This window comes from Methylocella sp. (genome assembly GCF_044226135.1).
In the GTDB taxonomy this organism is placed as follows: domain Bacteria; phylum Pseudomonadota; class Alphaproteobacteria; order Rhizobiales; family Beijerinckiaceae; genus Methylocapsa.
In genome coordinates, this window is sequence record NZ_JBGAHM010000059.1 from 1 (window position 1) to 12408 (window position 12408).

The 12408-nt window shown below is 69.9% G+C and carries 12 protein-coding genes; 5 read left to right on the top strand and 7 right to left on the bottom strand.

Annotated features, from left to right (window positions below):
• The 3 genes from ACILRB_RS15575 to ACILRB_RS15585 form a co-directional block, all read right to left on the bottom strand.
• Nucleotides 1-727 (bottom strand): aminotransferase class I/II-fold pyridoxal phosphate-dependent enzyme (locus ACILRB_RS15575; protein ID WP_395667211.1); only part of this gene is annotated, 727 nt, incomplete at its 3' end.
• A gap of 10 nt (nucleotides 728-737) precedes the next feature.
• A complete protein-coding gene (cbiB, locus tag ACILRB_RS15580; RefSeq protein ID WP_395667212.1) occupies nucleotides 738-1688 on the bottom strand; it encodes an adenosylcobinamide-phosphate synthase CbiB in 951 nt (316 codons plus the stop codon).
• A 183-nt stretch (nucleotides 1689-1871) separates the two neighbouring features.
• Complete coding sequence (locus ACILRB_RS15585; RefSeq protein WP_395667213.1) at nucleotides 1872-2480, bottom strand: TetR/AcrR family transcriptional regulator; 609 nt, start codon at nucleotides 2478-2480, stop codon at nucleotides 1872-1874.
• Nucleotides 2481-2855: 375 nt separating this feature from the next.
• Here ACILRB_RS15585 and ACILRB_RS15590 point away from each other — a divergent pair, with 375 nt between their 5' ends.
• The 4 genes from ACILRB_RS15590 to ACILRB_RS15605 all read left to right on the top strand — a co-directional run bounded on the left by ACILRB_RS15590 (nucleotide 2856) and on the right by ACILRB_RS15605 (nucleotide 7209).
• A complete protein-coding gene (locus tag ACILRB_RS15590; RefSeq protein WP_395667214.1) occupies nucleotides 2856-4991 on the top strand; it encodes a molybdopterin-dependent oxidoreductase in 2136 nt (711 codons plus the stop codon).
• Between the two features lie 73 nt (nucleotides 4992-5064).
• A complete protein-coding gene (locus ACILRB_RS15595; protein ID WP_395667215.1) occupies nucleotides 5065-5373 on the top strand; it encodes a DUF362 domain-containing protein in 309 nt (102 codons plus the stop codon).
• Nucleotides 5374-5411: 38 nt separating this feature from the next.
• Nucleotides 5412-6797: an FAD-dependent oxidoreductase gene (locus ACILRB_RS15600; RefSeq protein ID WP_395667216.1), complete on the top strand. Its 1386-nt coding sequence runs from the start codon at nucleotides 5412-5414 to the stop codon at nucleotides 6795-6797.
• A 196-nt stretch (nucleotides 6798-6993) separates the two neighbouring features.
• A complete protein-coding gene (locus ACILRB_RS15605; RefSeq protein WP_395667217.1) occupies nucleotides 6994-7209 on the top strand; it encodes a hypothetical protein in 216 nt (71 codons plus the stop codon).
• 52 nt (nucleotides 7210-7261) lie between these two features.
• Here the strand turns inward: ACILRB_RS15605 and ppk2 are convergent, their stop codons facing one another.
• Entirely contained in the window at nucleotides 7262-8104 is an 843-nt protein-coding gene (gene ppk2 / locus ACILRB_RS15610; protein ID WP_395667218.1) for a polyphosphate kinase 2, read from the bottom strand.
• Nucleotides 8101-9798 (bottom strand): SulP family inorganic anion transporter, encoded by a 1698-nt coding sequence (locus tag ACILRB_RS15615; RefSeq protein ID WP_395667219.1) that lies wholly within the window; start codon nucleotides 9796-9798, stop codon nucleotides 8101-8103. Before ACILRB_RS15615 ends, ppk2 begins: the two co-directional genes overlap by 4 nt.
• A gap of 657 nt (nucleotides 9799-10455) precedes the next feature.
• On the opposite strand from ACILRB_RS15615, the gene ACILRB_RS15620 reads away from it, so the two are divergent.
• Entirely contained in the window at nucleotides 10456-11019 is a 564-nt protein-coding gene (locus ACILRB_RS15620; protein WP_395667220.1) for an HdeA/HdeB family chaperone, read from the top strand.
• A gap of 126 nt (nucleotides 11020-11145) precedes the next feature.
• Here ACILRB_RS15620 and ACILRB_RS15625 read toward each other — a convergent pair whose 3' ends face one another.
• Together ACILRB_RS15625 and ACILRB_RS15630 are read right to left on the bottom strand one after the other, a co-directional pair.
• A complete protein-coding gene (locus ACILRB_RS15625) occupies nucleotides 11146-11631 on the bottom strand; it encodes a hypothetical protein (RefSeq protein ID WP_395667221.1) in 486 nt (161 codons plus the stop codon).
• Nucleotides 11632-11677: 46 nt separating this feature from the next.
• Nucleotides 11678-12408, bottom strand: a 731-nt coding sequence (locus ACILRB_RS15630; RefSeq protein WP_395667222.1) for an efflux RND transporter permease subunit, incomplete at its 5' end; no start/stop codon positions are given.

Consider the following 12408-nt stretch of genomic DNA (forward strand, 5'->3'; position numbering starts at 1 on the left):
AGTCCGCGTCGGCGAGGGCCGCCCGGCCGACGACGACGGCGGGGCCGCTGACCGGCCACGGGCCGGCGAGCGCGCGCAGACGCTCCGCGCGCGCGGCGTCCGCCGCGGCGAAGCCGAGCCGCAGCCCGGCGTGGCCGTAGAATTTGCCGAAGGAGCGCAGCGCCACGATGTTGCCAAGCCCGGGCCCGAGGCGCGGCAGGAGCGAGAGCCCGGGTTCGGCGTCGGCGAAGCTCTCGTCGACCACGAGCAGCCCGACCCGGGCCGCAAGCGCGATCAGGCGGTCTGGCGAAAACCGCCGCCCGTCGGGATTGTTGGGATTGACGACGACCGCGAGATCGGCCCCGGCGAGCGCCTCGGGCGAGGCTGCGTCCTCGACGCGCCAGCCGGCGCCCGCAAGCGCCGCCCGGTGCTCATTGTAGGTCGGGCCGAGCACGCGCGCGCAGCCTTGCGGCGCGAGACGGGAGCCGCGCGGCGCAAGGCGCGGAACGAGCTGGATCGCGGCCTGCGCGCCGGCGAGCGCGACCATCGGCGCGCAGGTTCCGTAAGCCGCCTGCGCCGTCGCCTCGAGCGCGTCGATTTCGGCTCCCGTGGGCAGGGCCGAGAAGGCGCGGGCCGGGATCTGGGGCAGGGGATAGGGCGCGGGGTTGATCCCGGTCGAGAGGTCGAGCCAGTCGCCCTCGCCATAGGCCGCGCGCGCCTCGTCGAGATCCCCGCCATGGTCGCGCATCGAGATCCTTTCAGGCCAGGGCGAGGAGGGCGAGGAGGGCGAGCGCGCCGCCCGCGAGCGCCGTCGCCCGGACGTAAAGCGCGAGCCCCCGCGCGAGCGTGCGCGCGTCGGGGTCCGGCGCGCCGGCGTTGAGCCAGGGCTCCGGCGCGACGCGGCCGGCGTAGGCGCGCGGCCCCGAAAGGCGCACGCCGAGCGCGCCGGCCATCGCCGCCTCGGGCCAGCCGGCGTTCGGCGATCTGTGGCGGCGCGCGTCGCGCAGCGTCACGCCGAGCGACGCTTTGGGGGCGGGCGAGGCGGCGGCGATCAGAAGCGCGGTCAGCCGCGCGGGCAGAAGATTGGCGAGATCGTCGAGCCGCGCCGCCGCCTTGCCGAACTCCTCGTGGCGCGGGGTGCGGTGGCCGATCATCGAATCGAGGGTGTTGACCGCCTTGTAGGCGGCGATCCCCGGCAGGCCGGCGAGCGCGCCCCAGAACAGCGGCGCGACGACCCCGTCGGAGGCGTTTTCGGCGAGGCTTTCGAGCGCCGCGCGCGCGAGTCCCGCGGCGTCGAGGCCTTCGGGGTCGCGGCCGACGATCATGGCCACCGCCGCGCGCGCCGCGGCGAGGTCGCCCGCGCCAAGCGGCCGCGCCACCGCCGCGACATGGGCGTGGAGCGAGCGCGCCGCAATGAGCGGAAAGGCGAGCGCGCCGCCGAGCAGCACGCCGGCGAGCCCGCCGGGCAGCGCCGCCTGCAGCGCGAGCGCCGGCAGCGCCGCCGCGGCGAGCGTGAGCGCGACGGCGAGGGCGCCCAGGGCGCGCCGCCCGAGCGCGCCGTCAGAGGCCCGGTTGAGCCTCCGGTCGAGCGCCGCGACGAGCCGCCCGAGCCAGCTCACGGGATGGCCGACCGCAGCATAGACGCGCGCCGGCCAGCCGAGCAGGACGTCGAGGCAGAGCGCCGCGAGCGTCATGGCCGCAAAGCTCATCGGCGCGGCTCCGGGCGCGGCCCGGGGCGCGGGGCGCGCAGGGTCATGCGACGCTGAGGGGTCGGGCGCAAACCGCCATCCGGGGTTCGAGAACGGCCGAGCCGTTTCGCTCGCCAGGCGCGCGGATCCTGCCGCCGCCGCGCGCGCCGCGTCAAGCCGCGTCAAGCCGCGCCCGCGCGCCGTTCAGTCGGCGAAGGCGAGGCGTTCGATCTGGACGACGGCGGCTTTTTCGAGCCCAACGAGCGTCTCGCACCGCACGCGCCGCGGCCCGATCAGGATCATCAGCCCTTCGACCTGCGCGGTGATCAGCGCGGCGCGAAGGTCGACGCTCTCGCGCGGCAGGTCCGGGCGCGCGCGCTCGATCATCGAGGCGATCCAGGCCCGCATCTTCGCATAGAAGGCGCCGAGCATCTTCGAGACGGAGGCCGAATGATTGGCCATCGCCCACATCTCCATGAGGAGGTTGACGGTGCGCTCGCGCTTGTTCTCGCGGATCATGAACTCGATGGAGAAGATGAAGATGTCGCGGCTGTCGGTCAGGCGCGCGGGCACGCGCTTGCGGAAGCGGTCGTCCCAGCGGTCGAAGATGAAATGGGCGAGGTCGACCAGAAGGTCGTCCTTCGAGGGGTAATAATAATTGACGTTGCCGACCGCGATTCCGGCGCCCCTGGCGATGTTGCGGTAGGACAGCTCCGAAAACCCCCTGGCCACGAGGATGTCTTTCGCCGCGGTCAGGATCGTGGCGGCGCGCTCGCTTCCCTTGAGGGTCGGCGGGCGGACGATCTGCTCCACTGAAGTCACCCGCCGCCTGAGCCCGACATCGCCGGATAGTGGGCGCGAAAGGCCGCGCTGTCACGCATAATCGTACGATCATACGAAAATTCGGCGCGGCGCCGGGCGGGCGGCCCGGGCTGTCGCCGGCGCGGAGCCGGGAGCCGGGGCGGCTTGCGTGTTTCGTCGCCGCGAGCGTGGGCGGGGCCGAAGGATTTGTGCGTCGCGGCGGAAACGGGGCGGATTTTTTAGGCGCCGCACGCTCATCATTTCCGCCGTAAAATGTCCTAAACTGCATGCTTATTGGCGCGTCTGGGACGACCGTCCTATTTACGGCTGCTCCAAAGGTGGTATGGTCTGCGGCATCGGGACACGGGTCATCGGCGGAGGCTGGGCATGGGCGCTGAAAGCGGCGAGGTCATTGTGCGCGGGGCGTGCCCGCATGACTGTCCGGACACCTGCGCCTTCGAATATCACGTGAAGGACGGCCGGCTGGTCGACGTCACGGGCGACCCGAACCACCCGGTGACGCAGGGGCGTCTCTGCGTCAAGCTCAAGGATTTCGCGGGCCGTCACTACCACCCGGACCGCGTCCTGACGCCGCTGAGGCGGGTCGGGCCCAAGGGATCCGGCCAGTTCGAGCCGATCGGCTGGGACGAGGCGCTCTCGACGATCCGCGACAGATGGAACGCGATCATCGCCGACCATGGCGCGCAGGCGATCATGCCGCACGCCTATCTCGGCCATCAGGGCACGCTGAACGGGCTGACCTCGGGCGACGCCTTCTTCAACCGGCTGGGCTCGACGGTCGCCGAGAAGACCTATTGCGAAAGCGGCTCTTCGACCGCCTGGATCATGACCGTCGGCCCGAGCGGCGGGCTCGACATCGAAAGCTTCGTCCACGCGAAATACGTCATCGTGTGGGGCATGAACATGACCAGCACCAACGCCCATGGCTGGCCGTTCATCGTCAAGGCGCGGCAGAACGGCGCCAAGGTCGTGGTGATCGATCCGGTCAGGACCCGCACGGCGGAGGCCGCCGACTGGCATGTCGCGATCAGGCCCGGCACGGACGGCGCGCTGGCGCTCGCCATGATGCACGTCATCATCGCCGAAGACCTCGTCGACCACGACTATGTCGAGAACTACACGCTGGGCTTCGAGGAGCTCAAGGCGCGCGTCGCGCTCTATCCGCCCGAGCGCGCCGCCGGGATCACCGGCGTGCCGGCCGAGGACATCGTCAGGCTGGCGCGCGAATATGCGACGACGCAGCCCTCCGCGATCCGCGAGGGCGTCGCCATCGAGCGCAGCCGCGGCGGCGGCCAGGCGGTGCGCGCCATCACCTGCCTGCCGGCGCTGACCGGCGCGTGGCGCCATGTCGGCGGCGGCGCCATGGAGATGCCGATCTGGGAGTTCCCGACCAATTTCGAGAAGATCTGCCGGCCCGACTGGATCCGCCCCGGCACGCGCGTCGTCAACGAGCTCGACCTCGGCGCGGCGCTGACCGGCGAGCTTGCGCTCGACCCGCCGATCAAGTCGCTGTTCGTCTACAACTCCAACCCGATGAGCCAGGCGCCGGCGCAGGCCAAGATCGCGAAGGGGCTCGCGCGCGAGGACCTGTTCACGGTGGTCAGCGAGCTGTTCGTCACCGACACCGCCAAATACGCCGACGTCATCCTGCCGGCGACGATGCAGGCCGAGCAGCTCGACATCATGGTCACCTGGGGCCATCTCTACATCACCCTCAACATGCCGGCGATCGAGGCGCCGCCCGAATGCGCGCCCAACGTCGAGATGTTCCGCCGCCTCGCGAGGACGATGGGCTTCAACGACGACTACTGGTCGCGCAGCGACTGGGAGATGCTGCAGGATTTCTACGACTGGGACTCGCCGGCGCTGAAGGGCGTCACGCTCGACACGCTGAAGGAGACCGGCTGGGCGCGCATCAACGTCGGCCTGCCGCATGAGCGGGCGCCGCACGCCGAGGGCAACTTCAAGACGCCCTCCGGCAAATGCGAGTTCAAGTCGAGCGTCGCCGAGAATTTCGTCGTGCCCGTGTGGCGCTCCATGTATGAGGGCATGCAGCCGGGCGAGCCGATCGACCCGCTGCCCGACTACGTTCCGCCGTTCGAGTCGCCCGAAACCGACCCGGAGCTCGCCAGCCGCTATCCGCTGTCGATCGTCTCGCCAAAGCCGCACGCCTTCCTCAACTCGCAATACGCCAACGAGGAGAAGAACCAGAGGCGGCAGGGCGAGCAGACCGTGTTCATCCATCCGCGCGACGCCGCGGCGCGCGAAATCGTCACCGGCTCGGTGGTGCGCGTGTTCAACGACCGCGGCTCGTTCGACGGCCGCGCCGAGATCGTCGACACGCTCATGCCCGGCCTCGTGATGACCAACCTCGGCCACTGGCCGAGCTTCACCAGATCGGGCGCCGCCGTGAACGCGATCAGCTCCGACCAGCACTGCGGCCTGGGCAAGGCCGGAACCTATTCCGACAATCTGGTCGAAGTCGTCCGCGTCGCCGCCTGAGCGCCATGTCGCGGCGCGGCTCCGGGCCGCGTCGTCGCGCCAAGAAACGAACGTCTCAGGGATAGCGCGTGCGATGCCCCATGTCGTCACTGAAAACTGCCAGGACTGCCGCTTCACCGACTGCGTGACGGCGTGCCCCGTCGCCTGTTTCCACGGCGACGGCGAGCGGCTCTACATCGACGCCAAAGCCTGCATCGATTGCGGCGCCTGCATTCCGCGCTGCCCGGTCCGCGCGATCAAGGAGGACTTCGACCTGTCCGCCGACGAGGAGGAATGGGCGCAGATCAACGCCTTGCGCGCGCCCGGCCTGCCGGTCGTGCGCGCCAAGGAGGCTCCGCTCCCGGGCGCCGAGGGCCGGCGCGCCGCGCTCGGCCTCAACTGAGCGCCGCGCCATGAAACGCGCGCCATGAAACGCGCGTCATGAAAAGCGCGCCGATGAGCGAAGGGCAGGGTCTCAGGATCGCCGTCGTCGGGAGCGGGCCGGCCGGCTTTTACGCCGCCGAGGCCCTGCTCGCGGCGGGCGCCGAGGTCGACGTCGTCGAGCGTCTGCCGACGCCTTTCGGCCTCGTCCGCTTCGGCGTCGCGCCCGACCATCCGAAGATCAAGCAGGTCTGCCAGACCTTTACGGAGATCGCGGGCCATGAGCGCTTCGCCTTCTTCGGCAACGCGACGCTTGGACGCGACGTGACGCTGGCCGAGCTGCGCGCGCTTTATGACGCGGTGGTGGTGGCGAGCGGCGCGTCGCGCGACCGCCGCCTCGGCGTTCCGGGCGAGGATCTGCCGGGCAGCTGGTCGGCCACGGACTTCGTCTCCTGGTACAACGGCCACCCGGACTTCCGGGACCGGGTCTTCGACCTTTCGGGCGAGGCGGCGGTGGTGCTCGGCCAGGGCAATGTCGCGATCGACGTCTGCCGCATGCTCGCAACATCGCCCGACGCATTGCGCCGGACCGACATCTGCGCCCATGCGCTCGAGCAGCTGGCCGAAAGCCGCATCCGCGAGATCCATCTTGTCGGGCGGCGCGGCCCGGCGCAGGCGAAATGGACGGCGAAGGAGCTGCGCGAGCTTGGCGCGCTGCCCGAGGCCGACCTCGTCCATGATCCCGACGATCTCGCGCTCGGCGCGGCCTGCGCGGCCGAACTCGCCGATCCGCGCGGCGCGCGGGCGGCGCAAAGCCTCAGGATCCTGCGCGCGTCGCCGTCGGGCGCGCGGACGCGGCCGAAGGCGATCCATCTGCGCTTCAATCTCCGCCCCCGCGCGTTCGAGGGCGAGGCCAAAGTGGAGCGCGCGCTGTTCGACCGCTGCCGGCTCTCCGGCGCGCCCTTCGCGCAGACGGCCGAGCCGACCGGGGAGACGGTCGCGATCGAGGCGGGCGTGGCGTTCCGCAGCGTCGGCTATCGCGCCGCGCCGGTCGACGGCGCGCCTTTCGACGCCCGTTCCGGCGCGATCCCGCATGAGCGCGGGCGCGTGCGTGACGGGGACGCGCCGGCGCGCGGCCTCTATGTCGCGGGCTGGATCAAGCGCGGCCCCTCGGGCGTGATCGGCGACAACCGCGCCTGCAGCCTCGAAACCGTGGAGACGCTGCTCGCCGACTTTGCCGGCGCGCCCTCGTCCGCGCCCGGCCGCGACGGCCTGCGCGCCCTCTTCGCCGGACGCGGCGTGAGAACCGTCGATTTTCGCGCCTGGACGCGCATCGACGAAGCCGAACGCCGCGCCGGCGCCGCGATCGGCAAACCGCGCGAAAAGCTCACCTCCGTCGAAGCCATGCTCGAAGCCGCGGCGAACGGCCAGCCGGCCCCGGCCTGACGCGCCTGCGGACGTTCCGTGACGCGTCCGTGCGGAAGGCGGCGCGTCCGGGACGGGCCGATGGAAAAGCCGGCGCCGCGCGACGCTTGCGGACGGGACGCGGGCTTCGATAATAAGGCGCAGGCGGCAGGCGCCGTCCGTTGGCGGAAGGCCGCAAGGCGAGGCTTTCCCCGCGGCTTTTCCTAAGGCTTTCCCAATGTATGATCTCGTCGCCGGCGCGCTCCGGCTCCTGTCCGGCGCGCTCCGGCTCCTGTCCGGCGCGGTCTCGAGCCTCATTCTCCCCGACGGGACGATGCGTTTCTCGATCTTTCAGGCCATGGCGACGATCGTGCTGATCGTCGCCTTCATCCTGCTCGCCGTCTATCTGCCCGTGCTCGTCCGCCGCCTGCGCGGCGAGCCGGACGACGAATAGGGCGAACGACGCGAAACGGCCGCGACGCCGCGCCAGCCGGTCGCGGCCGGCGTCAAAAGACGGCGGGCACGACGTTGCGCGCGACGGGGTCCGCGACGTAGTCGTCCGGCTGTTTCTGCCGCTTGCCCAGCTTCGGCTCCTCATGCCTGATTTTCGTGTAGGGAATCGACGCGAGAAGATGGGAGATGCAGTTGACGCGCGCCGCCTTCTTGTCGTTGGAGTCGACGATCCACCACGGAGCGTGCGGCGTGTCGGTCAGCGTCAGCATCTCGTCATAGGCTTTCGTGTAGTCCCACCAGCGCCGGTAGGATTCAAGGTCCATCGGCGACAGTTTCCACTGGCGCACGGGGTCTTCGATGCGCTTGACGAACCGGCGCTCCTGCTCGTCCTCGCTCACGGTCAGAAAATATTTCAGCAGCGTGACGCCGGATTCGACCAGCAGGCTTTCAAGATGGGGAATGACCTCCAGGAACCGCAGCGCGGCCTGCTCCGAGCAGAAGCCCATGACGCGCTCGACGCCCGGCCTGTTGTACCAGCTGCGGTCGAAGATCACGATCTCGCCGGCCGCGGGCAGCTTCTCGATATAGCGCTGCATGTAGATCTGCGACTTCTGGCGGTCGGACGGCGCCGGAAGCGCCTCGACGCGGAACACCCGCGGGCTGACCCGTTCGGTGAGGCGCTTGATGAGCCCGCCCTTGCCGGCCGCGTCGCGCCCCTCGAAGATGACGACGATGCGGGCGCCGGACGCCTTCACCCACGCCTGCAGATGGGCGATCTCGACCTGAAGCCGGGCGAGCTCCCTTTCATAGGCCCTGCCGCGGGCTTTCTTCGTTTCGCCCCCGCCGGACGTCGTCAGCTCCCCGGCGCTCCCGGTCTTCTTGTGCCCTTTGCTCATGGCGTCCTCCCTTCATTGTTCTTTGTTTCGAAGGCGCGCAGGGCGTCGTCGAGGTCTTCAAAGATCATGTCGCGGCCGATCGCGGCGATCACCCCCGCGCGGTCGAGCAGGCTGTGCACATTGGCGTGCAGCTCGGCGAGGCCGAGGGCGACGCCGCGCCCGGCGAGTTCGGCGCGCGCCTCATGGAGCATGGCCGCCGCCGTCGAGTCGACCTGGGTGACGGCGCTGGCGTCGATCAGCAGCCAGCGGGCGTCCGGGAGCGCCGCGTCGGCGACGGCGAGCAGGCGGGCGTGCTCATGGTCGGCGTTGAAGAACAGAAGATCGCCCTGGATCAGCACGATCGTCATGCCCGGAACGCCGCGCGCGTCGGCGCGCCGGTGCAGCTTGTAGAATCCCTCACGGCCCGGAACGCGCCCGAGCAGCGCGTCGCGCGGATACATCATCTTGTGCAGCAGATAGGCGAAGGTCGCGCCGATGGCGACCAGCACCCCGCTCAGAACGCCAAGGCTGATCGGCGCGAACAGCGCGATCAGGGCGAAGGCGAATTCGACGCGGCTGATGCGCCAGATGTCGCGCAGCGCCGCGACGTCGATGAGGCTGAGGGCGGCGGCGATCAGGATGGCGCCGAGCGCCGGGATCGGCAGGATGGCGAGCGCCGGCTGCAGATAGACGATGACGAAGAGCAGCGCCGCGGCGGCGACGGCGCCGGCGAGCTGGGAGCGGCCGCCGGCGCTGGCGTTGACCGCCGTGCGCGAATCGGAGGCGGTGACCGGGAACGCCAAGAACAGTCCGGCGGCGACATTGGCGGCGCCGAAGCCGATCATCTCCCGGTCGGCGTCGACCGGATAGCCGCCGCGCTCGCCGAAGCTGCGCGCGGTCACGACGCCTGCGGCGAAGCTGACGAGGAAAATCGCCGCGGCGCCAAGAAGGATCTGGTCCACGCCGGCGCTGGCGGCGCGCGGAAACGACAGCGCCGGGAGGCTTGAGGGAATGTCGCCGACCACGGCGATCCCGTGACCCCGCAGATCGAGCAGCGCGGACAGGGCGACGGACAGCGCCACCACCACGACCGGGCCGGGGACAGGCAGGCGAAAGGCCTGCGTCGCCTGCTGCGCGCCGAACATGGCGAGCGCCAGCGCCAGAGAGGGCCAGTGAATCTGCCCGGCCTTGCGGATGAGCTCGACGACGGGCGGAATCAGACCGTCCGCCTCGATCTCGACGCCCGTGACGCGCTTGAGCTGCCCGACCAGAATCGACAGCGAGATGCCGGCGAAGAAGCCGAGCAGGATCGGCCGCGAGAGAAAGGTCGAGAGCACGCCGAGACCGAGCAGGCGGGCCGCGAAATAATATCCGCCGACGACGAGGGCGAGCGTCGCCGCCGCCGGGACCCGGTCGGCGGCGGCGAGCGCCGGCATGGCGCCGAGCGCCGCGGCCAGAACGGTGATGGTCGCGGCGTCGGGGCCGACAATCAGCTGGCGCGACGGGCCGAAGACCGCATAGGCGACGAGCGGCGCGATGGAGGCGTAAAGCCCGACCTCCGGCGGCAGGCCGGCGATCGCCGGATAGGCGATCGCGCTCGGCAGTCCGACCGCCGCGATGGCGAGGCCCGCCGCGACGTCGGTCGCGATCCAGCGCGGCCGGTAGCCGGCGAAGCTCGCGAACAGCTTTCTGGCGGGAGCGTCGTCATGCGGCACGGGTCAGTCTCCGTCGCCATGGGGCGCAGGGCGGAGCCGCGCAAAAAAGCCCGCCGGTCGAGGGTTCCGGTCAGCCGGCGGATGCGGAGCGCCGGGGCGACGAAGCGACCCTCAAGATCCGCCGCGACGCGCAAGGTCCGCCGGTCCTTTCCCTGTTCGCCCTTTTTTCCGGACAATGCCACATTTGCGGTCATATGGAAAAGCGCGGCCGCGACGGAGCAAACCGTAACGCCATGCCGGCTCCGGCGCGCGCAAGGGCGCGTAAAATATCGGCGGGTTTCGAGCGGCCCATCCTGTCCGCCGGCGTGTAGGGAACGACGGCCGAACGATGTTGAGCGCGAGACGTCCTGGCGGGCGTTGGCGCGGCGGGCGTCGGCGCGCGGCGCCTCACGAAACCGGCTGGAAATCCCGATGTCGCCGGTTTAAGACGAGATGCGGCGGGGGGCCGCGGTCACTTTGGGAATGCTTCGGCGCCGGAGTCATCCTGCAACATGCGCCTGTCGTTTCTTCCAAACCCAGGTCGTCCGTCTCGCGTGACTTTCGCCGCGTGCGGCCTCTCCGGCGCCGCGTGAAAGGCGCCGCCGTATTGACGGACGCGCCGCGACGACCGTCGAAAACGCTTTTCGATCAGACGCCTGCAATAATGGAAAACAGATCATGAAGTCAGGAAACGCTCTTTTGACGTCCGCGCTCGCCGGACTCTCGATGTGCGCCGGCGCGCTTTACGCGCCCGTGGCGCAGGCGCAGATCACCTATGACGTCACCAAGGTGACCTGCGAAGACTATCTCGCCATGCCGCCGCAGGTTTCGCATGATTTTTCGGCCTGGATGAGCGGCTGGTTCAACCAGAAGAGCAACAACGCCGTCATCAATTTTGACGGCTTTGCGCAGAACGTCGAGAACGTCAAGAAGTGGTGCGGGACGAACCCGAAGGCCTCGGTGTTCGACGGCCTCACGCGCGCCGCGGCGAACGCCAAACAGGGCGTCGGCGGCCCGCTCGACGTCGACATGTCGCTCATCACCTGCAGGCAGTTCAAGGACCTCGACGACGACAGGCGCTCCACCGCGCAGTCGTGGCTGAGCGGCTATTTCAACGGCGGCAAGAACATCACCAAGATCGACCCGCGTTACGTCGAGCGCAACACCAAGGTCGTCACCAAATATTGCCTTTCCCACATGAACGCCAAGCTGATGACGGTCATCGAGAAGAAGGCCAAATAGGCTTCGCGGACCGTCGGCCGCCTTGCGGCGAGATCGGGAAGGCGGCCGGCGGGCCGCCTTTTTACGTTGTCCCGGCGCCGATCGCGACCGGCCTGCTCCGGCGCTTCGGCGCGCCGTCCGAAAGCCTCAGGCCCAGCTCAGGAAGAACCCGATGTCGCCGGGCATGCCGTGCGGCCATTCGATGACCATCGCCTTGAGCCTGTAATGGCTGGGTTTCAGATGGTCGCGCCACAGCTCATAGGCCTGCCTCGGACGTCCGGTCAGCGTGTCGGGCCAGCCCTCCTCCGCGTAATTGACGGCGCGTCCCCTGTCCGTGCACAGGCTGTTGGGGAAGCGCATGACCATGATCTCGGTCTCGCCCCGCTCCGCCGCAAGGCGCATCTTGGACTGCAGCCCGGCCACGATCTCGCGGAGCTTTTCCGGGGTGAGGTCGATCGGCTCGCGCAGCGTCTTTTCAAGTTCGGCGCGCGCCTTCTCGGCGCGGTCCATGACGGCGAAATCCTTCGCCGCCCTGGCGCGCTCGACCTCCGCCATATAGGCCTTGAGGTCTTCGGCCGTCATGAAGGCCTCGTCGCCGAGCGCGGCGCCGGGAGCGGCTGGCTTGTCGGTCATCTCGTCACCCCTTGTTCGATCCGGCCTCGCCGTTGGGCGGACGCGCTCACGCGGCGGGCGGCGAAGCTTCTTTCGGCCTCGCGCCGGGACGCAGTTTTTCGCGCAGGCCCTGGAACAGCACATACAGCGGCGGGATCACGAAGATGCCGAGGAACGAGGCCGCGATCATGCCGCCGAACACGGGCGCGCCCACGTTGCGCCGCGCCATCTGCGACGCGCCGGTCGCCACCACCAGCGGATAGAGGCCGAGGATGAAGGCGAGCGAGGTCATCATCACCGGGCGGAAGCGCAGGCGCGAGCCCTCGGTCGCCGCCCTGAGCAGGTCGACGCCGCGCTCGCGCTGCTCCTTGGCGAACTCGACGATGAGGATGCCGTTCTTCGCCGCCAGGCCGATCAGCACGATCATGCCGATCTGGGCGTAGAGGTCGAGCGTCAGCCGCCCGATCAGGATCGCCGCGAAGGCCCCGACCATGCCGACCGTGACGGAGAGCAGGACGGGGACGGGAATCGACCAGCTCTCATAGAGCGCCACGAGGAACAGGAAGGCGAACAGCACGGCGAAGGCGAGGATGATCCCGGTCTTGCCTTCCGCCCGCTTCTCCTGGAACGAGGTGTCTGTCCAGGCGCCCGCAAAGCCGCCCGGCAGGGTTTTCGCCGCGACCTCGTCCATGGCCGCGAGCGCCTGCCCCGAGGAGACGCCCGGCGCCGGCGCGCCCTGCACGGTCACCGCGCGCTTGTTGTTGTAGCGGATCAGCGCCGGCGGGCCGACGTCGGCCC